The organism is Pseudomonas faucium (assembly GCF_021602585.1).
GTDB lineage: Bacteria > Pseudomonadota > Gammaproteobacteria > Pseudomonadales > Pseudomonadaceae > Aquipseudomonas > Aquipseudomonas faucium.
Genome location: NZ_BQIP01000011.1, coordinates 54082 through 78057, shown reverse-complemented (window position 1 = coordinate 78057; position 23976 = coordinate 54082). Strand labels below are relative to the sequence as shown.

The window sequence follows — 23976 nt, the reverse complement described above, 5'->3', positions numbered from 1 at the left end:
GAGACTCAACATGCGCAACCAATATCGCCTGGGCATCGACGCCGGCGGCACCTTCACCGACTTCATCCTGGCCGACCGCGACGGCGGCGTGCAATTGTTCAAGGCCCCCTCCACCCCGCACGACGGCACCCTGGCGATCCGCGCCGGGCTTGCGCAGATCGCCGACGCCACTGGGCTCAGCCCGGCCCAGGTGATCGCCAACTGCGACTTGTGCATCAACGGCACCACCGTGGCCCTCAACGCGCTGATCGAGCGCACCGGGGTCAAGGTCGGCCTGCTGTGCACCGAAGGCCACGAGGACAGCCTGGAAATCCGCCTGGGCCACAAGGAAGAAGGCCACCGCTACGACGCCCATTACCCGCCGGCGTTCATGCTGGCGCCACGGCACCTGCGCCGGCCCATCGGCGGGCGCATCCTGGGCGATGGCCGCGAGCACAGCCCGCTGGACGAACAGGCCGTGCACCAGGCCATCGAGTACTTCCGCGCCGAGGGCGTCGAGGCAGTGGCCATTTCGTTCCTGTGGTCGGTGCGCAACCCCCGCCACGAACAGCGCGCCGCCGAGCTGGTGCGCGCCGCGCTGCCGGGGGTGTTCGTCTGTACCGGTGTCGAGGTGTTTCCGCAGATCCGCGAGTACACCCGCACCTCCACCACCGTGGTCAACGCCTACCTGAGCCCGGTGATGGCCCGCTACGTGGCGCGCATCGACGCGCTGTTCGAAGAGCTCGGCGCACACCAGCCGGTGCGCTACTTCCAGTCCAACGGCGGGCTGGCCCCCGGCCACCTGATGCGCGAACGGGCGGTCAACGCGATCAACTCAGGCCCGGCCTCGGCCCCCCAGGCCGGCCTGGCGGTGGGCAAGCCGTTCGGCATCGACAACGTCATCACCGTGGACATGGGCGGCACCTCGTTCGACATCACCCTGACCAACGCCGGGCGCACCAACTTCAGCAAGGACGTGGACTTCTTGCGCCAGCGCATCGGCGTGCCGATGATCCAGGTGGAAACCCTCGGCGCCGGCGGCGGCTCCATCGCCTCGCTGGACAGTCTGGGCATGCTCCAGGTCGGCCCGCGCAGCGCCGGCGCCACGCCGGGGCCGGTGTGCTATGGCAAGGGCGGCAGCGAGCCGACGGTGACCGATGCCAACCTGGTGCTGGGCTACCTGGCCGACGGCGCGCTGCTGGGCGGCAGCATCCGCCTGAACCGCCAGGCCGCGCTCGAGGCCATCCGCAGCAAGGTCGCCGAACCGCTGGGCATCAGCGTGGAGCGCGCCGCCTTGGGCATCATTACCCTGGTCAACCTGAACATGGTCAACGGCATTCGCCGCGTCTCCATCGAGCGCGGCCACGACCCGCGTGATTTCGCCCTGATCGGTGCCGGCGGCGCGGCAGGCATGCACGTGGTGCGCCTGGCCGAGGAAATCGGCATGCGCACCGTGCTGATCCCCAAGGTGGCCTCGGGCCTGTGCGCCTTTGGCCAGATCCTGTCCGATGTGCGCTACGACCAGCTCACCAGCCTGTCGATGCGCCTGGACGCGGCGCACGCCGACCTGGCGCTGCTCAACCGCACGCTGGCCGAGCTGCGCCAGCAGGGTATGGCCAACCTGCGCGAAGACGGCTTCGGCGACCAGGCCAGCAGTTGCCACTACACCCTGGAGATGCGCTACGCCGGGCAGATCCACGAGTGCAGCGTGGAGTGGCAGGAAGATGGGCTGGACAGCAACGGCCTTGGCGCGCTGATCGAGGCGTTCCACCAGCGCCACCAGACCCTGTACTCCTACAGCGAGCCAGGCAGCCCGGTAGAGCTGGTCAACCTGGAATGCTCGGTGATCGGCCACCTGCCGCGCCCGCCCCAACCGCTGCTGCAAGCCCCGGCCGAGGCCACCGTGGCCACCGCGCAGGGCCAGCGGCCGATGCGCTTCAGCGCCGATGGCCCGTGGCAGGCAACGCCAGTGTTCAACGGTAGCCACCTGCTGGCGGGGCAAACCGTGTGCGGCCCTTGCGTGATCGAAGAAGACACCACCAACATCGTCGTGCCGCCGGGCTGGCAGGCCTGCCTGGAACCCTCGGCGACCTACCGGCTGACACCTGTCGCCTGATACAGTGGTCGGCGCTTGTAGCCGCCCGGCAGCCTCGCGCTGCCGGGCGGCGTGCACAATAACAAGAGCTGCTTGAGTAGCTTCCCAGCAGTTCCTTTTTTCAATGCTGCCCTCTTTGAAAAAGGACCGACCATGCCGACCGAAATCTCCACCCACAGCTGGGCCTTGCCCGAGCGCCAGGCGCGCTGGGCCGAAGCCGTCAGCGACACCTACTTCCCCTTGAGCCTGGCGTTCGCCGCCGAGCAACCCTTCGATGGCCACCTGCAACGCTGGAGCACGCCCAGCACCGCCTGCAGCCTGTCGCGCCTGCGCTCGAGCCGGCTGGGCTATTCGCGCAGCAAGGCGCAGGTGGGCCAGGACCGCGAGGCGTTCTACCTGGTCACCGTGCCCAGCCGCAGCGAGGTGCACTTCGAGCAGGACGGCCACCAGCTCAGCTGCCGCCCCGGCGGCTTCATCGTCGAGCGCGGCGATGCCCCGTATCGCTTCCACTACGGCGCCGAAAACGACCTGTGGGTGCTCAAGCTTCCGGAAAGTGCCTTCAAGGGCCACCTGCGAGGGCACCGGCGCTATACCCGCCACTGTTTCGATGCCACCCAGGGGCTGGGGCAGATCTTCGTCGAGCAGCTGGACCTGTGTGCCCGGCATTTCGACGCCAACCCGCAGGTTGCCCGCCACCTGCTGCTGGAGCAGGCCATGGCCACCTTGCTGCTGGCGCTGCAGCAGGACGAGCGCGTGCTGGGCAGTGAAGGGTCCAACCTCAGCACCCTGCACCTGACCCGGGTGGAGCACTACGTGCTGCAGAACCTGGCTGACCCCGAGCTGTCGCCGCAAGCCATCGCCAGCGCCTGCGGGCTTTCCTTGCGCTACCTGCACAAGCTGTTCGCCAGCACCGCCTTTACCTTGGGTGAATGGGTGCGCCAGCAGCGCCTGGAGGCGGTGCACCGGCAACTGCGCGACCCGCAATGTCACCTGCCGATCGGCGAACTGGCGTTTCGTTGCGGCTTTGCCGACCAGGCGCAGTTCACCCGCGCGTTTCGCCAATACTTCGGCTGCACCGCCCGCGAGGTGCGCGCCGCCTGCAGGCACTGAAACCGCAGGGGTACGTTGCGCCCAAGTCAGTGCTTGTGCTTGTGCCGGCCATGGTGATGAGGGTCACCGGCCAGATTGTTGCCGATGGCACTGCCCGCGGCGCCGCCAAGGCCTGCCCCGATGGTTGCGCCCGTCGATCCGCCAACATTGCTACCTATGATTTGCCCCCCAGCCGCGCCAAGGCCACCGCCTATCGCAGCTTCGGTTTTCTTACCCTTTCCAGCCGATATCGCGCCTCCTGCAGCGCCCCCCAGGCCGGCTCCCAATGTCGCGCCCGTGGACCCACCCATGGCTTGACCGACCACGCTTCCCAAAGCGCCCCCAACACCACCTCCAACGGCAGTAGACGTTGTTTCTCCGGCCCAGGCACCTTGAGCGAACAGCACACTGACAGCCACAATGGAAATTATCTTTTGCATCGACAACAACCTCTGAAACTCAAAGACAATTAATCCTGAACAACCCGCCCAGTGAGAACAATAAAAAAACCTCCCCCTATAGACCCACGTCAACTTTAGTTGACACTGCCAACCGCCCATCAGAAGTTCAACAGCCGTCACCCAAGCATTTACAGAAGTGTTCAGTTTGCCAGGTGATACTCATTACGGTGTTGCTTGGCTTCATACATCGCCGCATCAGCCGTCTTGATCAATTCGGCGGGATCCGTGGAGTGATGAGGCGAACGAGCGATTCCAATGCTAGGTGTCACGTAGTCGATGGTCAGGTCACCCAGCCGCACAGGTTCACTCAGCACATCGAGCAGCCGCTTCGCCAGCCGTTCGGCATCCTCGACGTTGTCCCCCCGCACGAGCAAAGTGAATTCATCTCCCCCCAGGCGAAAGGCACGATCCGGCTTTCGTACGGCGTTTTCCAGACGTCGTGCCAGACACACCAGTAACGCGTCGCCCGCTTCATGGCCGAAGGTATCGTTGACCTGCTTGAAACGATCCAGGTCGATGAAAAAGAGCGTCAGCGGCTGAGGGTGCTGGCCTAGAAGCTCTTTGAGGTAGTGGTGGAACGCTTTGCGGTTGCCAAGCCCTGTCAGGGCATCGTTGTGCGCCATGGCGTACAGCTGATTCTGATATTCCACATGCGCACTGACGTCATGCAGAATGCCGCGGTATCCGCAGTGCTTCTTCTGACCATCGACGATAGGGGTGATGCGGGCCTGGTAATGGCCGACGCTGCCGTCAGCGCGCCGCAGGCGAGCCGACAGCGCCGGGCCCTTGTCTCGCTGCAGGGGATGCAACATCCTGGGCAGCACCTCATCATTTTCCATCAGGGTGGCAAACGCTGTCCCGGACAGCTTTTCGGCTGAATACCCAAGCTGCGAACAAAAAGCCGGATTCATCGACTGCAAGTGGCCAGCTTCATCGAGTTCGAAGTAGCCCTCCTGGATCTCTGCAAGAATCGCGGCATCGCGCGCTTCACTTTGCTCCAGGCGGTCCAAGGTCCGATTAGCCTCATGCGCCAGATCACCCAGCTCATCATGTCCGCGGTCGCGCAATCGAGCGTTGGGATTGTCCGGCCCGATGGATGCCAGTTCGGCATGCATTTTTCGAATACGGCGCAGCAGAAACCATTCCAGGCCGAGGTGAATCGCCCCCCAGGCCAAGACCAGGCTTGCGGCCAAAAACGCCATGAACAGGTTCAGCTGGGCAAGCCCCTCCTGGTAGAGGTGGCGGTCTCGAACCAGCCGCAGGCTGAGCGGTGCCCCGCCCAGGCTGTCGTGAAACACCAGGTCCACACGCTGGTGGCTGGCGTCTATCAATTGCCGCTTGGAAAGGCTCATCTGGCTGATGTCGGCATCGGTTGATGGGGCACGGGCGGCGTCAGCGGGTGCTGCCCAAACAAGCGCACCGCCTAGCTGCCTTTGCAGTTGACTCACGCGTTCGGCATCCAGGACTGTTCCACCCCACAGGTGCCCGGAGGGCGTGCCTACGCTGGCGAGAATCATCGGAACATCCAGCACAGTGATCAGTTCGGCATGCGAAGCTGGATTGGCAGCCGAACCCGGCAACTTCAGGCGCTCGACGATCCTCGCTTGCAAACTGTCGAGTGTCACGGGATGAAATGCCGACACCGCTGCGTCGCTTCGCTTGAGCAATGGCTGCAAGACCGTGAACGTGCCTGAGCTGGACTGGATCAGAAAATCAAAACCGCCTGTGCCGAATGGGAGCGCAGAACCGGCCTCTTGCATCAACGTACCGAGACTGCTCAGCCGGTCAACGTCGCGCTCGAACACTACGTCCATCATCGCCCGCAACCGGTCAGCTTCGACCATGAGCAACTGCTCGTCCTCTTGATCTAGCCGTTCGAGCAACAGGTAATGCCCCCACGCCCCCATCAAGATCATTACCAGAAGCACCGACGGCGCAAGGAGGCACAGGAGTTTCTTGCGCAGGCTCACGGTCGGCTCACAAGGGCTGAATGCATCTTGGCTTCCTCAACGTGTCGGGCGGTAGGGTGCGCTCGCCCGAATTGCGTGAGCCTGCGTATGCACAAGCGTGATTCTGCAGGCAAGCGTACTCAATGAAGCACACCGTTCGCTGGCGGCCCATGCGCATTTCATGACAGTGCCTTGTCACGGGCGTTTTCCCGGTATGGGGGTTAGCCCGCGCTGCGCATTGCCTTGCGCAACTCGCCCGGCGAGCGGCCGGTCCATTTGCGAAACGCTTTGCGGAAATTGGCCGCCTCGGAAAAACCGACCTGGGCGGCCACGTCGTCCATGGGCATATCGCTTTGCTGCAAAAACTCGATCGCCAACGCGCAACGGACTTCATCCAGCACACTTTGGTAGGTGCGCTGGTATTCTGCCAGCCGCCGGTGCAAGGTTCGCGTCGACATACCCAAGCTGCGCGCAACCACTTCCACTCCCGGAAAACGTCCGTTGCGGCTCAGGCAGGCCATGCGCACCGACTCGATCAGGTCGGACTCATCTGGCAGGTTGGCCACCAGCTGCTGACAAAAACCCATGCTCAACGCCGAGGTAATCGGGTTGGCGTTCGGGCAAGGCAACTGCAGCACGCTCGCGTCGAAACGCCACTCCATTACCGGGCTGTCGAACTGCACCGGGCAATTGAAGAACGCTTCATAGGATTGCCAATGCTCAGGCGCCGGGTACGGCAGCAACAGCCGCCGGGACGGGAAAGGCTTTTCCAGCACGCACTGAACCAAAGACTGGATGGAGGCGAACCAGAATTCGGTCGCCAGCGACATCAAGTCGCCCAGGGCGAAGAAGCCTTGGCCAATGAAGACGCCCTCGTCGCCTTCCACGCGGAACGATTTCTGGAAGATCGGGCCGAGCAGGCGGATGTGCCTGATGCCGAACTCGACTGCTTGGCCGAAATTCTCGCTGCTGACCAGGGCGTAGCCAAAAATCCCGAAGTCGCTCAGGCGCTGCCTGGCACCGGCCCGTAAACCACTGTCGGCGTGGCGCATCAAGCGCTGCATGTTGGCAAAAACCACCAGTTTCTGCCGATGAGAAATTCGGGTTGCCGGATCGAGCATCTGCTGCGCCGATAGCTCGGTACCTTCCAGCAATCCCAGGGCGTCGATGCCCTGAGCCTGCAATTCGGCCACCAGGGCCGGGAGCCCAAGCATGTTGTGTTGCGCAATATCCAGGGCAGTGCCATAGCGCCCTACGATCAGCTGGGTCATGCACAGGCCTCCATTTTCGGCATTGGCAGAAATTAACCCCCTCACTGGCACATTACAACCTCCCGCCGCACAGCCCCGCCGTTGCATCGTTGGCCTCCTTGATTCACCCAAGAAAAATAATAAGACCCGAGGCTGTCATGAGAAGACCCTTCGCCCCTGCCCTTGCCATGTGCTTGACGCTGCCTGCGCTGCCGGTTCTGGCCAGTGACGCACAGATGAACATCGTGCGTATCGGTTATGCCGATATTCAGTTCAACACCGACTCAGGCGATATGACCGGCATGCCGGGCATGACGCCTGAACATGTCCAGGCCACTGTGCGTGATACCGCAACCTTGGTGCTGGTCTACGAGCGCAAACTGGCTGGCCCGTGGTCGCTGGTGCTGCAAACCGGCGCACCGCCCGTCATCGACTTCGATGGTGCTGGCACGGCCCAACCGCTAGGCAAGGTCGGCAGCGCCCGCGCCTGGTTCCCTGCAGCGCTGATCGCCTACAACTTCGAGCTGTTTGGCCTGCAGCCCTATGTGGCACTGGGGGTCAACTACACCTGGTTCAGTGAAGAGAAGATGACCGCCGCCTACAACACAGCGTTCGGCGGGACCTCCAGTACCTCCAAACTGGACGACTCCTTCGGTGCCGTGGCCAAGGTCGGCCTGGAGATTGCGCTGGCAGACAACTGGAGCGCCGGATTCTCCTATTCGCGCTACTGGATCGATACCACTGCCACCATCAAGACCCAGACCCCGGGCCTGGGCGAGGTCAAGCGCAAGATCGATGTGGAAGCTGACCCTGATGTCTACTCGTTCACCGTTGGTTACCGCTTCTGAACCGGCCGCATCACGTACGGAGCCCTGATATGAGCACTGAAAAAATGAACGCTACGTTCGATTACATCGTGATTGGCGGTGGTTCGGCTGGTTGTGTGATCGCCAGCCGGTTGAGTGAGGACCCCGCCATCAGCGTCTGCCTGATCGAGGCCGGCGGCAGCGACAAAAGCGTGTTGATCCACGCGCCAGTGGGGGTGGTGGCGATGCTGCCGACACGTATCAACAACTGGGCCTTTCAGACCGAACCACAGCCCGGCCTGAACGGCCGTCGCGGCTACCAACCACGGGGCAAGACCCTCGGCGGATCCAGTTCGATCAATGCCATGCTCTACGTGCGCGGGCACCGTCAGGACTACGACCAATGGGCAGCGATGGGCAACCGGGGTTGGTCGTATGAAGAGGTGCTACCGTATTTCATCAAGTCCGAACAGAACCAGCGCCTGGATGACACCTATCATGGTCAGGACGGCCCCCTGAGCGTGGCTGAGGTGAGTTGCCCGAGCGCCCTGAACGCCGCGTTCATCCAGGCTGCCGGAATCAATGGCATCCCGCGAACGCCGGACTACAACGGCGCGAATCAGGAAGGCGCGTTCATGTATCAGGTCACTCAGCGCAATGGCGAGCGCTGCAGTGCCGCCAAGGCGTTTCTTACGCCCAACTTGCAACGCCCTAACCTCACGGTCATGACCGGTGCTAGCGTCGAGCGCGTGTTGCTGGAGTCTGCACGGGCCACAGGCGTGCAACTGCGCCAGGGCAACGCGCGTATCGTGCTCATGGCACGCCACGAGGTGGTGCTCAGCGCCGGCAGCTTCGGTTCGCCGCAACTGCTGATGCTCTCGGGCATCGGCCCGCGCGAGGAGCTGCGCAAACATGGCATCGCCCTTACCCACGAACTGCCGGGGGTAGGCGAAAACCTGCAAGACCACATCGACTACGTGTTCACCTACCGTAGCACTGACAAAGCCAACACCTTCGGCTGCTCGCCCACCTTCAGCTGGAAGATGCTCAAGGCCATGGCGCAGTGGAAGCGTGAGCGCAAGGGCCTGGTGACCTCGCCGTTCGCCGAATCCGGTGCGTTCTTCAAAAGCCGACCCGAGCTGACTGTTCCCGACCTGCAGCTGATTTTTGTGCCAGCCATCGTCGACAACCATGCCCGCAATCTGCGTGTGGGCCACGGTTTCAGCTGCCACCTGACCCTGCTGCGCCCGAAAAGCCGTGGTACGGTCCGGCTGGCCAGTGCCGACCCGATGGCCGCGCCGCTGATCGACCCGCGCTTTTTCAGCGACCCACAGGACCTAGAGGTGCTCATGCGTGGTGCCGACATGCAGCGCGCCATCCTCGATGCCACGCCTTTGGCGCCCTATCGTGGCAAGCCTTTGTATCCCCTGCTGCAACACGATCGCAAGGCCGTGGAGCAGGACATCCGCAATCGCGCCGACACCCAGTACCACCCGGTAGGCACCTGCAAAATGGGCCACGACCCTCTGGCGGTGGTGGACGATCAACTGCGCGTGCATGGTATCGCCGGCCTGCGCGTGGCGGATGCCTCGATCATGCCGACGCTGATCGGCGGCAATACCAACGCACCCAGCATCATGATCGGTGAAAAAGCTGCCGACCTGCTGTTGCACAGCCGCCGGGAGAGTCAGCGATGAACGATCTGACACACCTGAGCGACATGGCCGAGATCGAACGCATGCAACGGCTACTGCAGCGCCAGCGCGCGGCTTTCAATGCCCAACCCGATGTTGCGCTGAAGACACGTCTGGACCACCTCAAGCGCCTGGTCGGCGCCATCCGGCGTTACCAGCAACCTATCGTCGCGGCCCTGGAAGCCGACTTCGGTGGCCGTGCCGCATTCGAGACCCTGCAGGTCGAGGTGCTCGGGCCGGTGCTGCATGCCCGTCACGCCATCGCCCACCTGCGCCGGTGGATGAAGCCCAAGCGACGCAAGACCGAACTGCTGTTCCTGGGCAACCGTGCCTGGGTCCAATACCAGCCAAAGGGGGTGGTAGGCATCGTCGGCACCTGGAACTTCCCTTTGTACCTGACCCTGGGGCCGCTGATCACCGCCCTGGCCGCCGGCAACCGGGCAATGATAAAGGTCTCGGAGTTCGCGCCGCATAGCCGCAAGGTGCTGCAGGCCATGCTCGCCGAGGTGTTCGACGAGGATCACGTGGCGGTGTTCGGCGGCGAGTTGGCCGCCGCCCAGGCGTTCACCGGGATGGCACTGGATCATCTGGTGTTCACCGGTGCGCCGCAGGTCGGCCATCACGTTATGCGCGCCGCCGCCGAGCATCTGGTGCCGGTGACCCTGGAACTGGGTGGCAAGTCGCCGGCGTTAGTCGGTGAAAGCGCCGATATGGCCGATGCGGCCTTGCGCATCGCACATGGCAAGGGTTTCAACGCCGGCCAGGTATGCGTCGCACCGGACTATGTGCTGGTCCCCGCGGGCAAGGCGCAACTGTTCGCCGAAGCCGTAAGGCAGGCGTTCGAGGGGCTGTATCCGGACCCCGCAGGGAGTGCCGACTACACCAGCATCATCAGCGAACGCCATGCCCAGCGCTTGCAGTCGTTGCTGGCCGATGCGCGGGCCAAGGGCGCGACGGTGCTCGGTTGTGGCAGCTCGAGCGACTCGCCAAGGCGCCTGCCCCTGCAGGTGATCACCGGGGTGAGCGAAGACATGCGGGTGGCGCAGGAAGAGCTGTTCGGGCCGCTGTTGCCCATCATCGAATACCGCGACCTGGACCAGGCCATTGCCTACATCCAGGCCCGCCCCAGGCCCCTGGCGCTCTACCCTTTCGGGCTGGACACAGCACACGTCGAGCGCCTGCTCAAGCACACCCACAGCGGCGGCGTGACCCTGGACGACTGGGCCTGGCATGTGTTCCAGCACGACCTGCCGTTTGGTGGCGTGGGCAACTCCGGGATGGGCTCCTACCATGGCGAGGAAGGCTTTCGCGCATTGTCCCATGGCAAGTCGGTGTTCAAGCGCCAGCGCTGGTTCCCGACCCAACTGTTTCATCCGCCCTATGGCCGCTGGGTCCAGCGCCTGGCAATGAGGTTCTATCTTGGCAAGGGCGGGCAAGACTAGGCGGGCACAGGGAGGGTTGGCGCTTCAGGGCGAGGCGCTAGCAACCTGCCCAGAGGCTGTGATCAGAAAATCCCCAGCATCCCTTCGATGCTGCGCACCATCGATACCAGGCGCGGGCCTATGTCGTTTTCCAGTTGCCCTTCGTTGAGCAGAAACGCCGACACGCCACAGTTGAACACCAGGATCTCGCCATCGGCCATCGGCCGCATCGGTACTGCAACCGCGTGGATCTCTCGGCGCAGGTCACCGTAGGAGACCGAAAACCCCCGCCCCTGGACGTCTTGAATGCTTTGTTCGATGCGCCCCTGGAACGCCACCCAGTCCTCTGGCGTTCGCACCTTGATTTCGTTCAGCAACGCCGTTCGTTCTTCGCGCGAGGCAGCCGCCAGGAATGCTCGCCCCATCGCCGTGCGCGCCACCGGGTAGCTCAGGCCGACATCCGGCGGGTGGCTCATGGGGGCTGAGCTGCGGCTGCTTTCCAGGTACACCACATTGAGCCGGTCGCGCATACCCAGCGACACCGAGCCACGGATATGGTCCGCCAGCTCCTTCATGAACGGCCGCGCGATCTGCCGGATGTTGAGGCTCGCCAGCAACGGGTAGCCAAGGGAAAGCACCGCCGACCCCAACTGGTATTTGTTGTTCAGGCGATTGATGCGCAGATAGCCCAGGCGCACCAGCGTGTAGGTGAACCGCGAGATCGTGGCTTTGGGCATGCCGGTGCGCGCTGACAGCTCGGCATTGCCCAGCTGAGTATCGCGCGCGCTGAAGCAATGCAGCAGCTCCAGCCCCCGGGCCAGGGTAGCGGCAAACTGCCGATCATCGGCGAACTCCTCCGCCAGGTAATGCCTGGCCGGCGAATGCCAGTCTTGCGATCCGCCTTGTGGCGACCTGTCACGCGTTGCCATTTTTCCACCTCCAAACTGGCGACTCGAAGCAAGCGTGGCATTGATGTTCCAACTATTCAAACCATGTTCTGCAGAGCCGAACAGTGCTTGCCTGCCGATCGGATAAACCGCCTTATGCTCGTGCATACCTCATAAAAACAACACAGGAGGCAACCATGATCAGGGACCAGCAGGCGCTTGACGTCTTCTTGGCCGGCATTCGCCAGTTCGTGAACGACAAGGCGATACCTCTGGAGGCGCAGGTCGAGCAGCACGACGAAGTACCGCCCGCCCTCGTCCAGCACATGCGCGACAACGGTTTCTTCGGCTGGAGCATTCCCGAACCCTTTGGCGGCGCCGGCCTGACCACCGAGGAGCTGGTACTGGCTGCATTCGAGCTGTCGCAATGCTCGGTTGCATTTCGAGCCCGCGTAGGCACCAACACTGGCATCGGTTCGGAAGGCATCGTGGTCGATGGCACCGACGCGCAAAAGAGGCTTTACCTGCCGCGCCTGGCGAGCGGTGAATGGACTGGTTGCCTGGCCGTCACCGAGCCCGAGGCAGGCTCCGACGCCACCCACGTGCTCACCAGCGCACGCCGGGACGGCGACAGCTACATCCTCAACGGTGAAAAGTGCTACATCACCAACGCGCCGATCGCCGACGTCTTCACCGTCACCGCCCGAACCGCGCCAGGCAGCCAGGGGGCCAACGGTGTTTCGACCTTCATCGTCGAACGGACCACCCCAGGCCTCAGCACTGGCACCCCCTATCGCAAGATGGGCCAGGCAGGCTCGCCCGTCAGTGCGGTGTACTTCGACAACTGCCGGGTGCCTGCCGCAAACCTGCTGGGCGGTGTGGAAGGCAGGGGCTTCAAGACCGTGATGAAGACCCTCAACAAGCAACGTATCCACCTCGCCGCGCTGTCGACCGGCCCGGCCATGCGCATGCTGCGCATGGCCATCGAGCACACCAGCGGCCGCGTGCAATTTGGCCAGCCGGTGGCCAACATGCAACTGGTCCAGGCCATGATCGCGGACTGCCAGACCGAGATCTTCGCGGCCCGCTCGATGATCCTGGAAACGGCGCGCAAGCGCGACCGCGGCGAGGACGTGGTGCTCGAAGCGTCCATGTGCAAGTACTACGCCACGGAAATGTGCGGGCGGGTTGCCGACCGCTGCGTACAGATGTTCGGCGGCGCCGGATACATCGCCGACCATGCCGCGATCGAGCGCTGGTACCGGGACGTCAGGTTGTTCCGCCTCTATGAAGGCACCAGCCAGATCCATCAATTGAACATTGCCAGGCAGGTACTGGCTGCCCACCGCTGAGTCGGGTACGCACCTCCCTCTCTTTGATACAGGAACGCCCCATGTCCCGTTTCGAGCACTTCTTCAACCCGCGTACCCTTGCCGTGATAGGCGCCTCCCAAGACCTGGCTTCGATCAGCGGGCAACCCATCGCCCACCTGCTGGCAAAAGGCTTTACCGGGCAGATTCTACCGGTCAACCCCCGCTATACCGAGGTCGCAGGTATTGCCTGCTACCCAGATGTCGCAGCCCTGCCCGAAACGCCCGATGTGGCAGTGATCGCCGTCGCTGCCCAACGGGTCGCTGGCGTACTCGACGAGTTGGGCAAAAAGCGCTGTGGCCATGCCGTGATCCTCTCTTCCGGCTTTGCCGAGGCGGGTGAAGACGGTGCCCGGGCCCAGCGGGAAATCACGGCCATTGCCCAGCGCTTCGGCATGCAGGTGACAGGCCCTAACTGCCAGGGCTACATGAACATCAGCGACGGCATCCATGTCGGCTTTGGTGCCCCGTATGGCCTCACCTATCGCAAAGGCCACCTGAGCCTCACATCCCAGAGCGGCGCTTTCGGCAATTCCATCCTGATGCTGGCAAGCCAGGAAGGCATCGGTTTTCGTCACTACGTGTCCACCGGCAACGAGTCGGTCACTACCTCTCTGGACTTCATGGACGCGATGATCGACGACCCTGACACCCACGTCATCGCAGGCTACGTCGAAGGCTTCCAGGATGCGCAGCGCTTGTTGCCGATTGCCCGTCGGGCACTGATGGCCGGCAAACCGCTACTGATATGGAAGGTCGGCACCTCTGAAGCGGGCGCCAGGGCCGCCGCATCCCACACCGCCAACCTGGGAGGGGCGATGGCACTGTACCGGGCCGCTTTCCGCCAGAGCGGCATCATCGAGGTCAAGGATGTGGGCGACCTGGCCGATTGCGGCAAAGCCTTGCTTTCAAGACGCCTGCCCAAAGGCAACCGCCTGGCCATCGTCACCATTTCCGGTGGTGCAGGTATCGCCATGGCCGATGGTGCTGCCGATGGCCACCTGGCAATGCCAGCCCTGTCAGCGCATACGGTGGCAGCCCTGAAGGCGGTGCTGCCCTCCTTCGCCGCCATTGCCAATCCACTCGATGTCACGGCCAGCCTGCTCAACGATGCCAAGCTGCTGCGGGTCACCCTGGAAACCTTGGCTGACGATCCCCAGGTCGACATGATCGGCCTCGCCCTGGCCGCCGCCAGCGGCAAGCTCGCAGTTGAGCTGGCCGAGGAGATCGTGCGCATCAGCACAACCCGCGACATCCCCATCCTGGTTGCGTGGAACGCCGACCCTGCCACGGTCAAGCAGGCCTATGACATTCTCGACACCGCCGGCATCCCGCGCTATCAGTCACCGGTACGCTGCGCGCGCGGTGCCAGCGCGCTGTGGGCATTCACCCAGGCGCGCAAACAGATCGCCGTCGAACTGAAGGAGCCTGCGCAGGTACTCCACAGCGCCGAAGCACGGGCCGCGCTGCAGGGGCGCCATAGCGACCTGACCGAGTTCGAGGCCAAGAAAATACTGGCCGCGTACGGCATCGGCGTTACCCGCGAAGGCCTTGCCCGCGACCCTGCCGAGGCGGTACGCATTGCCTCGGCATTGCACGGCCCGGTGGTGCTGAAAGTGCAATCGCCCGACATCCCGCACAAGACAGAGGCAGGCGCAGTGCAGGTCGGGATTCAGGGTGATGCTCAGGTCGCATCGTCCTACAACCAGATCATTGCCAATGTCGCCGCCCACGATGCCAAGGCAAACGTGGACGGTGTACTGATCCAGGAAATGGTCAGCGACGGTATCGAGATGATACTGGGCATCAACAACGACCCACTGTTCGGCCCGGCGGTGATGGTCGGCTTCGGCGGCATCTTCGCCGAGGTATGGAAAGACGTCAGCTTCCGCCTTGCGCCCATTACCCGCTCGCAAGCGTATTCGATGGTCCGCGAGTTGCGCGCCTTTGCCATCCTCGATGGCGCACGCGGCCGCCCCAAGGCCGACCTGGAAGCATTGGTCGATACCCTGATGCGCCTCTCGGCACTGGCCATCGACCTGAAGGATTCGATACAGGAGCTGGATATCAACCCGCTGTTCGTGATGAGCGCTGGCAAGGGTGTGAAAGCCGGTGATGCACTGATCAAGCCGCTGCCGTCTGCACATCGGCCTTCTGCAACACCGGAGCAGGTGCTCGCCGGCTGATGAAAACGACCGCCCTTTGCCCCGTAGGCCGCGTGTGGCGGCCGTCATTTGTCATGACTTCATAGTGCAGTCAACGAGGGTCCCATGAATATTCTTCACCAGACCGACACGCTCCCAGCGACGTTCGATACCCAGGAAGTCGAACGTACCTACCGCAAGATTGCCTTTCGCTTGATGCCGTTTCTGATCATCTGCTACATCGTTTCATACCTGGACCGCGCCAACATCAGTTACGCCAAGCTCCAGTTCATGAGCGACCTGGGGTTTTCCGAAGCGGCCTACGGGCTGGGTGCCGGCTTGTTCTTTCTCGGCTACGTGCTGTTCGAAGTGCCCAGTAACCTGTGGATGCAACGCATCGGTGCCCGTCGCACGCTGCTGCGCATCATGATCCTCTGGGGCCTTATCTCCAGTGCCATGATGTTCGTCAACACGCCCATGCAGTTCTACCTGATGCGTTTTGTTCTCGGTGCCGCCGAAGCAGGTTTCTTCCCCGGCGTCATCCTCTACCTGACCTATTGGTTCCCCGCTGCACGCCGTGGGCGTGTGACCGGCTACTTCATGATGGGCGCGGCCACCGCGGGCATCATTGGTGGCCCGGTGTCCACCTGGATCATGGTGCACATGGCCGGGCTGCACGGCCTGCATGGCTGGCAGTGGTTGTTCCTGCTCGAAGGCTTGCCAGCGGTCGCGCTTGGGGTGATCGCGTTCTACTACCTGTGCGACCGCCCCGAGGAGGCCCGCTGGCTCAGCAACCGGGAAAAATCGATCTTGCAGGGCGACCTGGCGGCCGAACAGAACGGCCAGCGCGGCGGCTCGAAGCATGGCCTGCACGAGGCACTGTCGAACCCCAAGCTCTATGTCGGGGTGCTGGGCTACTTCTGTGTGCTGGTTTCCTTCAACGCCATCGGATTCTGGGCGCCGACCATCATCCGTGACATCGGTGTAAGCGACTTGCTGCAGGTAGGGCTGTTGTCCAGCGCCGTGTTCCTTGCCGGCGCGGTCGGCACCTATGTCGTCGGACACAGCTCGGACCTGCGGATGGAACGGCGTTGGCACCTGGCAGTTTGTAGCCTGATCATCGCCGTCTGTTTTGCCCTGCTACCCCTGGCAGCCCACGACATCACCGCGGCCATTGCCCTGCTCTCGCTGGCGGCAGCGGCGTCCTATGGATGCTTCGTGGTGTTCTGGACCATTCCGCAGACCTTCCTTACCTCCACCAGCAAAGCCAGTGGTATTGCCCTGATCACCAGCCTGGGCGGTATCGGCGCATTCGTCAGCCCGACCCTGGTTGGCTGGATGAAGGCCAGCTCCGGCAGCATCTACCCAGGCTTGACCCTCTTGGGCCTGATCACCCTGCTGGGTGCGCTGCTGATCCTGGTTGCGCTGCCCGCACGCAACTGATCCCCATCAACTTGCCGTGGCCTCAGGTCACGGCCAACTGCACAGGAGCTTGCCATGGGTGAACCGCAATGGCGGCGCGAAGGTGAAGAACCGGATTACCGTTTTTCCCTCGCCAACGAACGCACTTTCCTGGCCTGGATTCGCACTGCGCTTGGCCTGCTCGCCGGTGGCGTACTGCTCGACCAGTTCGCCAGCACGCTGGGCCCCGCCAGGGTGGTGAAGGGGCTGGCCGTGGCTTTAGGCCTTCTCGCCGCCGCGCTCTGCGCGCTGGCCTACCGGCGCTGGCGCGGCAACGAGATTGCCATGCGCCACGCACGTCGATTGCCTGTCACGCCGGCCATCGCACTGTTGGCCAGCATGACGGTGGGGATAGCATTGACCACCGCGCTGATCGTGTTGGTGGGCTGATGAATTCGTCACGCGATCCTGGGTTGCAGGCTGAACGCACTGCCTTGTCCTGGAGCAGGACGGGGTGGGCAATGCTGGCCAACGCGTTGTTGGCACTGCGCGCGGGATGGCACGCTCAGCCCGTGCCTGACAGCTTGCCGGGCTGTACCTTGCTCGTCGCAGCAGTGGCCATGGGGCTGTACGGTTGCCGGCGTCGAGAGCAACTGTCGAGCGCCAGAACATGCACAGCGGTGCCGGCATTGGCTGTCTGGTCAGTGTCCATTGCCACCTTGATCGCTTGCATCGTTTCGCTTGCATGAGTCACCGCAGCCGTTTGCCGATGGCTTCACATTTGCTTTGGCAGAACCGATACTCCAGGCCTTGCCCCTATCGGTCTTGCCCATACCCATGCGCTACTCGCCTGAAGCCCTGGTCGCCTTCGTCGAAGCCGCCGCCCTCGGTTCGTTCTCCGCAGCGGCGCGCAAGCTGCGCAAGAGCCAGTCGACCATCAGCATCGCCATCGCCAACTTCGAGGCCGACGTGGGTTGCCCGCTGTTCGACCGCGCCGGCCGCCACCCCACCCTCAATGCCGCCGGGCGCCAGGTGCTGGGCCACGTCGAGGCGATCCTCGACGCCAGCGCGCGCCTCGATGCCCTGGCCGTGCGCCTGGCCGGCCAGGTCGAGCCGCTGCTGTCGGTGGTGATGTCGGACAGCTACAGCGTGGCTTCGCAAGGCGCGGCGATGAGCCTGTTCGCCGAACGGTACCCCCACACCGAACTGCGCTGGGGCCCCTCCGAAGACGCCGATGTGGTCGAACTGGTCCAGCAGGGCCTGGCACAGATCGGCATCCTCGCCGCCCAGCAGCACTACCCCGCCGACGTGCAGGTGGCGCGCTTGCCCGAGCAGGCCGAATTCAGGCTCTACGTGAGCTGCGATCACCCTTTGGCGAAACGCCCGATGCTGCAGCCACAGGAGCTGCAAAGCGAGCGCCAGCTGTACATGAAGACCTACGCGCCGAGCCTGCACCATGGCCGTGGCCAGGCCTGGTCGGCGCCGGATTACCTGACGCTGCTGGAATTCGCGGTGCGCGGCTTTGGCTGGGCAGAGCTGCCCACCGCGCTGGTGGCGCGCTTTGGCACGGGCCTGGTGGAGTTGCCGGTGGCGGGCTACCCACGGCGGGTGGCCATGGACGCGGCCTGGTCGCGGCAACGTGCGCTGGGGCCCGCCGGGCAGTGGCTGCTGGGGCAGTTGCTGGGCCGCTAGCGCGGCTCAATCACTGGCGTCTTCGGTCACCTCTTTCCAGCTGTCATCCGGGTCGAAGCGCTTCATGGCCTTGGCCAGCTTGTCGCTCTGCGGGCCCAGGTCTTTCTCGAAGACCTGGCCGTCATGGCTGATCATGAAACTCATCACCCCGGTGTCGTTGTACTTGGCCGGCCAGGCGATCAGGGCGAAACCCCGGCTCATCTGGTCGCCGATCAGGTAGCTGTAGGCGCCGCCGGGGGCCGAGGGGCCTTGGCCATCGAGGATGCGGAAGTGGTAGCCGTACCAGTCGTCACCGACCCGGTCCTGGCCGAACAGCGGCCCCAGCGGGCTCACCTCACCATCGGCTTCGTCTTCCCAGTACAGGCCATCGTGCTTGCCGGGGGTGCTGAAGATGTGCTGCGCGTACTCCAGCGCACCGTTGCCGTTGCGGTCCTTGGCGGCGTAGTCCATCTGCGCATCGTGGTAGGCCAGCACCGATTGCAGGGCGCCCAGCTCGTTGCGGCCGATGCGCCGGGCGCGGATCTCGGCACTGCCGGCCTTGAGGTCGAAGTGCCAGCCGTTGGCCGCCTTGGCCAGCGGGATGGGCAGGGTCCAATGTTCGCTGCCCACTGCCAGGATGGCCTTGGTATCGCCCTGGTTCTGGATCTGGTGCTGCTCGTGGTACTGCTTGAGGAAGGCATCCACGTCGCTGCGCTGCACCCCTTCGCGGGGGATGTAGGTGCGCCAGTCTTCACCGAACAACTGGGCCAGGCGCGCCTCGTCGGCGTGCTCCGTGCCCAGCGCGGCGACCAGCGATTCCACCGCCTTTTCCGGTGTCGGGAAGGCTTCCTGGGTCGCGGCCCAGCACGGCCAGGCCACCGCCATGGCCAACAACACGGGGGCAAGCATGCTCATGCGTTTCATCGACGGCCTCCTCCGCCACCACCGCGGCGCACAGGCGCGCTGGGCCGGGAAATGGTGTGCCCCGAGGCGCGCGCGTTGTTCGGCCGTTGGGCGAGCTGCTGGCTGACACGGCCGCGGTTGGCCTGGGCGCTGGTGCGCGAAGGCGAACGGACCCCATCGAAGGCATTGTTGCGCGCCCTGCCGGCGGCATTGTTGGGCCGGATATCACGCTGCTGGCGTGCCTGGCCTTCACCTTGGCGGCGCTGGTTGAGCTGCGGGTTCTGGTTTCTCGCCTGCAGGTTGTCGCGGCTGGGGCGGGGGTCCTGGCGGCGGTCTGCCACGCGCGGCTGCTCGGCCCGCGCCTCGCGCGCCCGGTCGCGCGCTTCGAGGTTGCTGGTGGCGGGCCGTTCGATGCCGGCCCGGTCCAGCGAGGCACGGGCGCGGTCACGGGCATCCTGGTTGGCGTTGGCCGGCCGCTCGATACCGGCCCGGTCCATCGAGCCACGGGCGCGGTCACGGGCCTCGGCGCGCTGGGCATCGTCGCCCCGGAAGGCCGCGCGCTGGCTGGCACCGTCGAGCTGGCGGCCGAATTGCTCGCGGCTGCGGCTGTCGCGGTAGGGCACGCCGTCGCGGTGCACGGCGTTGTGCTGCCACTTGCCCTGGTTGTTGCCGATGCGGTTGTTGGCATTGATGTTGTTGTAGCGGTTCACGTTCACGTCGATATCGTGGTCATCCCAGTCGCAGTCGCCCCACAGCGAATTGACGATGGCAACGCCGGTGCCGAAGGCCAGCCCCGCCATCAGCGCGGTGCCGGCGGTGTACAAGGGCGATGGCGGGTAGTAGGCCGGCGGCGACGCGGGGTAGGCCCAGGTGCCGTAGGTGGTGGTCGGGTTGTAGCTGGGCACGTACACCACCTGGGGGTTGGCGGGCTCGATGATGATGTTCGACGTGCTGCTGGCCGGGGCACTGGCCGAGCCTGCGCTGGCGGCGGGCGCGGCGACCTTGACCGTGACGTTCTGGTACTGGTTGCTCTGCAGGTTGCCGGCTGCCTTGGCTTGTTGGCGCAGGTTCTGCACCGCGGCCATCACCTCGTCAGGCTGCGCCAGAAACGCATCGCCCATGCGCTGCACCCAGACCGGGTCCTGGCCGAGCAGCGCCAGCACCTGGGGGAACGCCACCAAGGCTTGCACGCTCGGGTCCCAGGGCTGTTGGGCCACCTGCTTGACCGCGTCGTCACCCTGGGCCTTGGGGTTGGCCTTGGACCAGGCCACCGCCTCGGTCACCTCGCCGGGATAGGTGCTGGCCATCAGCACCTGGGCCAGCAGCGCATCGGGGTAGAGGGCAATCGGCGCCATCATCTGGGCAAGTTGCGCCTGGTCGAACACGGCCTGCTTGGGCGCTGGCACATCGGCGGCCGGGGGTGGTGGGGCTGGCGGCGCCGCCACTGGCTCAGCGGCAACGGGCGCCGCAGGTGCGGGGGCTGCGGGGGTTGCAGGGTTTCGCGCCAGCAAGTAGGCGCCAACGCCTCCCAGGCAAAGCACAGCCGTCACGACGTAGAGCAATGGCCTGCGCATCACAGTTCCCCTTGGGGTCAAACCGCGTGGAATGTAAGGGTAGCAAAGGCTGGGCGTTCCACACGCGGGCTTGTCGAAAGCGTGGCCCAGTGCACTATGATGGCCCGGGCCGGACTGCGCGACGTCAGTCCCCACGCCTTGAGGTAGCCCATGATCGATCACCTGGACCATCTGGTACTCACCACCTGCGACGTCGATGCCTGCACCGACTTCTACACCCGCGTGCTCGGCATGCAACTGCAAACGTTCGGCGCCGGCCGCCTGGCGCTGCTGTATGGCAACCAGAAGATCAACATCCACGTGCGCGGCAAGGAGTTCGAGCCCAAGGCCCACCTGCCGGTGCCGGGCGCCCTGGACCTGTGCTTCATCGCCCGGGTTAGCCTTGAGCAGGTGATCGAGCACCTGCAGCAGGCGCAGTGGCCGATCATCGAGGGGCCGGTGCAGCGTACCGGGGCGACCGGGCCGATTCTTTCGGTGTACGTGCGCGACCCGGACCTCAACCTGATCGAAATCGCCCAGCCGCTCTGAAACAGGCCCCAAGGTTTTCGTCGCCGGCCTGGGCAGGTATCCTTTGCCGCTCAAGTGCAAGCTTCCCAGGACGGTGGCCATGACCCGGCCCCTGCTGATACTGAGTGCGGCCCTGCTGTTCAGCCCGGCGCTGCTGGCGCAGCAGATCCAGCGCCAGCTCGGCGACTTCGACTTCACCCTCGGCACCACCCCTTCGCGCAGCATGGCCCAGGGGCTGATCTCGCCGACCGCGCTCGGCGCCTTCCACGGCGGCCTCGACCTCAGCCACCCCAGCGGCTGGTACATCGGCCAGTACGCCCCGAGCATGGGCGTGACGCCCGACTCCACCCTGCGCCTGGACAACTACCTGGGCTACAAGCACCACTTCGACAGCACCCTGGGCTACGAGGTGGGGCTGATCCACTACAGCCAGCCGAACATCGCCAACGCCGACAGCTATGCCCTGTACGGCGGCATTTCGGTGCTCGGCAGCCGCTTCGGCGGGGCCCTGCGCGACAACCCGGGCAACCGCACCGGCACCCTGTTCGCCGACCTTGGCCGGCTGCCGCTGTTCAACGTCGACCTCACCGTAAAACTCGCCCACCATCGCCTGGGCACGCCGTTCACCATCGGCGACGGCAGCCAGGTGAACGGGTTTTCCGACTGGTCGCTGGAGCTCTCGCGCCCCTGGCTCGGGCTGGACCTCAACCTGATCTACAGCAACTCCGACTTGAGTGGCGGTGGCTGCGAGGCCTACGCGGGCATGAACAGCTACTGCGAGAGCGTGGTCACGCTCAAGGCCCAGCGCACGTTCTTCTAGCGCCTGTCAGGCCTGCACCGAGCCATCGGGCATCAGGGTCGCGATCAGCGCCCGCACCGTGCCCGGCAGCGCGTCCAGCTCGCGCACCAGGATGCTGCGCTCACGCACCGCCCACGGCTCGTCGAGGCTGATGGTGACCAGGTTCATGGTCTGGCTGTGCCGCAGCGCCGCCGATTCGGGCAGGATGCCGACGCCCACCCCCGCCTCCACCAGCCGACAAATCGCCTCGAAGCTGGACAGCTGGATACGCAGCGAAAGGTTCAGCCCCATGCGCTCGACGTGGTCGCGCAAAAAGCTCAGCAAAGTGCTGCCGTCGTGCAGGCCGATGTGCTGGAACGCCAGCGTCTGCTTGAGCGTCACCTGCGTGCGCGAGGCCAGCTCATGGCCCACCGGCACGATCAGCACCAGGCGGTCGGTGCTGAAGTGCATCACCTGCAGGCCGCTGGCCTCCACGGGCCCGGCGATGATGCCCATGTCGCTACTGCCATCGAGCACGCCGCGCACGATGTCGCGCGACAGGCGCTCCTGCAGGTCCACCGTCACCCCGGGGCGCTTGGCGAGAAAGCCGGCCAGCACTTCGGGGAGAAACTCGGTGACCGCCGTGGTGTTGGCGAAGATGCGGATATGCCCGGCCGAATCGGTGCCGAACTGGGTGAACTCGGCTTTCAGGTAGTCCACCTGGCGCATGATCAGGCGGGCGTGGGTCAACAGCTTGTGCCCCGCCGGGGTCAGCTCCACGCCACGGCTGTCGCGGTACAGCAGGCGCGTGTCGAGCTGCGCCTCCAGCGCCTTGATCCGCGCGCTGGCGGCGGCCGGCGAGAGGAACGCCCGGCGTGCGCCCTGGGTCAGGCTCGGCGATTCGCCGATGTGGATGAAAAGCCGCAGGTCTGCCAGGTCGAAATGCATGTGAGGCTCCGCTGGTGGTCACAGGCCTCATCCCGGCACCTGTGGGAGCCGGCTTGCCGGCGATGAGGCCAGTACAGGCAAAAACATGGCGTTCAGCATACATGAACGCTGCCTTACACAAATGCAAATTCACAGAATGCCAGGCGCCTCGCATGATCGGTCCATAACAACAAATGCAGAGGCCCATGGTTATGACTGCTTCCCCCCCGCCCATCGACTACAGCGCCTGGATCGGCCGCACGCAAGAGGCCGTCGATGAGCTCAGCCGCAACCTGATCAAGCGCATCGCCGCCACCTTCGGCGAAACCGCGCCCGCCGTCGGCCAAGCGCTGCCCGCGCTGTGGATGTGGTGCTTCTTCCAGGAGCCGGTGGCCGAGGCGCAACTGGGCGGCGACGGCCACCCGGCCCGTGGCGGCTTCCTGCCCCCGGCAGACAACCGCAACCGCATGTGGGCCGGCGGGCGGGTCGAGTTCATCGCCCCGCTCAAGGTCGGCGCCGAGGCCCATCGCCTGTCGACCATCGTGCACATCGAGGAAAAGCACGGCCGCACCGGCGCGCTGCTGTTCGTCACCGTGCGCCACGACTACTCGCAGCACGGCCAGCTCTGCGTGCGCGAGGAGCAGGACATCGTCTACCGCGAGCCCAACCCGCCCAAGCTGACCAGCGCCGCCGCCGAGGCGCCCGGCGACTGGCACGAAACCGTCGTGCCCACCCCGACCCTGCTGTTCCGCTACTCCGCCGTGACCTTCAACGGCCACCGCATCCACTACGACCACCCCTATGTCACCGACACCGAAGGCTACCCCGGCCTGGTGGTGCACGGCCCGATGATCGCCACCTTGAACCTGCGCGCGTTCATCCGCGCCAACCCCGGCAAGCAGGTGCGCCACTTCGCCTACCGCGGCGTGCGCCCGCTGACCGTGCCCACGCCCTTCGCGGTGGCCGGGCGCATCAGCGCGCCTGGCCAGGCCCAGCTGTGGGCCGGCAATGCCGATGGCGTGGCGCAGAGCGCCGACGTGCTTTTCGACTGATACCCGACAGAGAACACC

At 64.7% G+C, this 23976-nt stretch carries 21 protein-coding genes; 14 read left to right on the top strand and 7 right to left on the bottom strand.

Going from position 1 to position 23976, the window contains the following annotated elements; translation table 11 throughout:
* Positions 1-10: 10 nt before the first annotated feature.
* Positions 11-2095 carry a caprolactamase subunit alpha gene (gene capA, locus L6D75_RS14965; RefSeq protein WP_176513041.1) on the top strand — a complete coding sequence of 695 codons (2085 nt, stop codon included), beginning with the start codon at positions 11-13 and terminating at the stop codon, positions 2093-2095.
* Positions 2096-2227: 132 nt separating this feature from the next.
* Entirely contained in the window at positions 2228-3184 is a 957-nt protein-coding gene (locus L6D75_RS14960) for an AraC family transcriptional regulator (protein WP_176513042.1), read from the top strand.
* Between the two features lie 26 nt (positions 3185-3210).
* Here the strand turns inward: L6D75_RS14960 and L6D75_RS14955 are convergent, their stop codons facing one another.
* From L6D75_RS14955 to L6D75_RS14945, 3 genes are all read right to left on the bottom strand, one after another.
* Positions 3211-3603 (bottom strand): YMGG-like glycine zipper-containing protein, encoded by a 393-nt coding sequence (locus L6D75_RS14955; RefSeq protein ID WP_176513044.1) that lies wholly within the window; start codon positions 3601-3603, stop codon positions 3211-3213.
* A gap of 161 nt (positions 3604-3764) precedes the next feature.
* Positions 3765-5594 (bottom strand): diguanylate cyclase domain-containing protein, encoded by a 1830-nt coding sequence (locus tag L6D75_RS14950; RefSeq protein ID WP_176513052.1) that lies wholly within the window; start codon positions 5592-5594, stop codon positions 3765-3767.
* 200 nt (positions 5595-5794) lie between these two features.
* A complete protein-coding gene (locus L6D75_RS14945; protein WP_176513054.1) occupies positions 5795-6844 on the bottom strand; it encodes an AraC family transcriptional regulator in 1050 nt (349 codons plus the stop codon).
* Positions 6845-6981: 137 nt separating this feature from the next.
* Here L6D75_RS14945 and L6D75_RS14940 point away from each other — a divergent pair, with 137 nt between their 5' ends.
* From L6D75_RS14940 to L6D75_RS14930, 3 genes are read left to right on the top strand one after another with little or no spacing between them, the layout of a single operon-like run.
* Positions 6982-7671 carry an OmpW/AlkL family protein gene (locus L6D75_RS14940; protein WP_176513056.1) on the top strand — a complete coding sequence of 230 codons (690 nt, stop codon included), beginning with the start codon at positions 6982-6984 and terminating at the stop codon, positions 7669-7671.
* 29 nt (positions 7672-7700) lie between these two features.
* On the top strand, positions 7701-9326 hold the full coding sequence (locus L6D75_RS14935; RefSeq protein ID WP_176513058.1) for a GMC family oxidoreductase: 1626 nt from the start codon (positions 7701-7703) through the stop codon (positions 9324-9326).
* Positions 9323-10765: a coniferyl aldehyde dehydrogenase gene (locus L6D75_RS14930; protein WP_176513060.1), complete on the top strand. Its 1443-nt coding sequence runs from the start codon at positions 9323-9325 to the stop codon at positions 10763-10765. Before L6D75_RS14935 ends, L6D75_RS14930 begins: the two co-directional genes overlap by 4 nt.
* A gap of 62 nt (positions 10766-10827) precedes the next feature.
* On the opposite strand, the gene L6D75_RS14925 is transcribed toward L6D75_RS14930, so the two are convergent.
* Positions 10828-11799, bottom strand: coding sequence for an IclR family transcriptional regulator (locus L6D75_RS14925; protein WP_236193668.1), 972 nt, complete (start codon positions 11797-11799; stop codon positions 10828-10830).
* Positions 11800-11828: 29 nt separating this feature from the next.
* Between L6D75_RS14925 and L6D75_RS14920 the strand changes: the two genes are divergently transcribed.
* The 6 genes from L6D75_RS14920 (at position 11829) to L6D75_RS14895 (ending at position 18238) form a co-directional block, all read left to right on the top strand.
* Positions 11829-12983, top strand: coding sequence for an acyl-CoA dehydrogenase family protein (locus tag L6D75_RS14920; protein WP_176513062.1), 1155 nt, complete (start codon positions 11829-11831; stop codon positions 12981-12983).
* Positions 12984-13024: 41 nt separating this feature from the next.
* Positions 13025-15187, top strand: coding sequence for an acetate--CoA ligase family protein (locus L6D75_RS14915; RefSeq protein ID WP_176513064.1), 2163 nt, complete (start codon positions 13025-13027; stop codon positions 15185-15187).
* Between the two features lie 84 nt (positions 15188-15271).
* Positions 15272-16588, top strand: coding sequence for an MFS transporter (locus L6D75_RS14910; protein ID WP_176513066.1), 1317 nt, complete (start codon positions 15272-15274; stop codon positions 16586-16588).
* Between the two features lie 54 nt (positions 16589-16642).
* Positions 16643-16996 carry a YidH family protein gene (locus L6D75_RS14905; RefSeq protein WP_176513068.1) on the top strand — a complete coding sequence of 118 codons (354 nt, stop codon included), beginning with the start codon at positions 16643-16645 and terminating at the stop codon, positions 16994-16996.
* Complete coding sequence (locus tag L6D75_RS14900) at positions 16996-17295, top strand: DUF202 domain-containing protein (RefSeq protein ID WP_176513069.1); 300 nt, start codon at positions 16996-16998, stop codon at positions 17293-17295. The genes L6D75_RS14905 and L6D75_RS14900 overlap by 1 nt, the downstream gene beginning before the upstream one ends.
* An 88-nt stretch (positions 17296-17383) precedes the next feature.
* Positions 17384-18238 carry a LysR family transcriptional regulator gene (locus tag L6D75_RS14895; protein ID WP_176513071.1) on the top strand — a complete coding sequence of 285 codons (855 nt, stop codon included), beginning with the start codon at positions 17384-17386 and terminating at the stop codon, positions 18236-18238.
* 6 nt (positions 18239-18244) lie between these two features.
* Here the strand turns inward: L6D75_RS14895 and L6D75_RS14890 are convergent, their stop codons facing one another.
* Both L6D75_RS14890 and L6D75_RS14885 read right to left on the bottom strand, forming a co-directional pair.
* Positions 18245-19141: a DUF2950 domain-containing protein gene (locus L6D75_RS14890; protein WP_176513073.1), complete on the bottom strand. Its 897-nt coding sequence runs from the start codon at positions 19139-19141 to the stop codon at positions 18245-18247.
* The gene (locus L6D75_RS14885; protein WP_236193664.1) at positions 19138-20694 is read right to left on the bottom strand and encodes a DUF3300 domain-containing protein; all 1557 of its coding nucleotides are present in this window, start codon (positions 20692-20694) and stop codon (positions 19138-19140) included. The genes L6D75_RS14890 and L6D75_RS14885 overlap by 4 nt, the downstream gene beginning before the upstream one ends.
* A 150-nt stretch (positions 20695-20844) precedes the next feature.
* Between L6D75_RS14885 and L6D75_RS14880 the strand changes: the two genes are divergently transcribed.
* Both L6D75_RS14880 and L6D75_RS14875 read left to right on the top strand, forming a co-directional pair.
* Positions 20845-21222: a VOC family protein gene (locus tag L6D75_RS14880; protein ID WP_176513206.1), complete on the top strand. Its 378-nt coding sequence runs from the start codon at positions 20845-20847 to the stop codon at positions 21220-21222.
* Positions 21223-21301: 79 nt separating this feature from the next.
* Positions 21302-22021, top strand: a complete 720-nt coding sequence (locus tag L6D75_RS14875; RefSeq protein WP_176513208.1) for a TorF family putative porin — start codon at positions 21302-21304, stop codon at positions 22019-22021.
* A gap of 6 nt (positions 22022-22027) precedes the next feature.
* On the opposite strand, the gene L6D75_RS14870 is transcribed toward L6D75_RS14875, so the two are convergent.
* Positions 22028-22927: a LysR family transcriptional regulator gene (locus L6D75_RS14870; protein ID WP_176513210.1), complete on the bottom strand. Its 900-nt coding sequence runs from the start codon at positions 22925-22927 to the stop codon at positions 22028-22030.
* Positions 22928-23118: 191 nt separating this feature from the next.
* Between L6D75_RS14870 and L6D75_RS14865 the strand changes: the two genes are divergently transcribed.
* A complete protein-coding gene (locus L6D75_RS14865) occupies positions 23119-23958 on the top strand; it encodes an HTD2 family dehydratase (protein WP_176513212.1) in 840 nt (279 codons plus the stop codon).
* Positions 23959-23976: the final 18 nt, after the last annotated feature.

Bases quoted from the DNA above. Each gene is read 5' to 3' on its own strand.
- capA (WP_176513041.1), top strand. From the start codon at position 11: ATGCGCAACCAATATCGCCTGGGCATCGACGCCGGCGGCACCTTCACC.
- L6D75_RS14960 (WP_176513042.1), top strand. From the start codon at position 2,228: ATGCCGACCGAAATCTCCACCCACAGCTGGGCCTTGCCCGAGCGCCAG.
- L6D75_RS14955 (WP_176513044.1), bottom strand. From the start codon at position 3,603: ATGCAAAAGATAATTTCCATTGTGGCTGTCAGTGTGCTGTTCGCTCAA.
- L6D75_RS14945 (WP_176513054.1), bottom strand. From the start codon at position 6,844: ATGACCCAGCTGATCGTAGGGCGCTATGGCACTGCCCTGGATATTGCG.
- L6D75_RS14940 (WP_176513056.1), top strand. From the start codon at position 6,982: ATGAGAAGACCCTTCGCCCCTGCCCTTGCCATGTGCTTGACGCTGCCT.
- L6D75_RS14935 (WP_176513058.1), top strand. From the start codon at position 7,701: ATGAGCACTGAAAAAATGAACGCTACGTTCGATTACATCGTGATTGGC.
- L6D75_RS14930 (WP_176513060.1), top strand. From the start codon at position 9,323: ATGAACGATCTGACACACCTGAGCGACATGGCCGAGATCGAACGCATG.
- L6D75_RS14925 (WP_236193668.1), bottom strand. From the start codon at position 11,799: ATGCACGAGCATAAGGCGGTTTATCCGATCGGCAGGCAAGCACTGTTC.
- L6D75_RS14920 (WP_176513062.1), top strand. From the start codon at position 11,829: ATGATCAGGGACCAGCAGGCGCTTGACGTCTTCTTGGCCGGCATTCGC.
- L6D75_RS14915 (WP_176513064.1), top strand. From the start codon at position 13,025: ATGTCCCGTTTCGAGCACTTCTTCAACCCGCGTACCCTTGCCGTGATA.
- L6D75_RS14910 (WP_176513066.1), top strand. From the start codon at position 15,272: ATGAATATTCTTCACCAGACCGACACGCTCCCAGCGACGTTCGATACC.
- L6D75_RS14905 (WP_176513068.1), top strand. From the start codon at position 16,643: ATGGGTGAACCGCAATGGCGGCGCGAAGGTGAAGAACCGGATTACCGT.
- L6D75_RS14900 (WP_176513069.1), top strand. From the start codon at position 16,996: ATGAATTCGTCACGCGATCCTGGGTTGCAGGCTGAACGCACTGCCTTG.
- L6D75_RS14895 (WP_176513071.1), top strand. From the start codon at position 17,384: ATGCGCTACTCGCCTGAAGCCCTGGTCGCCTTCGTCGAAGCCGCCGCC.
- L6D75_RS14890 (WP_176513073.1), bottom strand. From the start codon at position 19,141: ATGAAACGCATGAGCATGCTTGCCCCCGTGTTGTTGGCCATGGCGGTG.
- L6D75_RS14885 (WP_236193664.1), bottom strand. From the start codon at position 20,694: ATGCGCAGGCCATTGCTCTACGTCGTGACGGCTGTGCTTTGCCTGGGA.
- L6D75_RS14880 (WP_176513206.1), top strand. From the start codon at position 20,845: ATGATCGATCACCTGGACCATCTGGTACTCACCACCTGCGACGTCGAT.
- L6D75_RS14875 (WP_176513208.1), top strand. From the start codon at position 21,302: ATGACCCGGCCCCTGCTGATACTGAGTGCGGCCCTGCTGTTCAGCCCG.
- L6D75_RS14870 (WP_176513210.1), bottom strand. From the start codon at position 22,927: ATGCATTTCGACCTGGCAGACCTGCGGCTTTTCATCCACATCGGCGAA.
- L6D75_RS14865 (WP_176513212.1), top strand. From the start codon at position 23,119: ATGACTGCTTCCCCCCCGCCCATCGACTACAGCGCCTGGATCGGCCGC.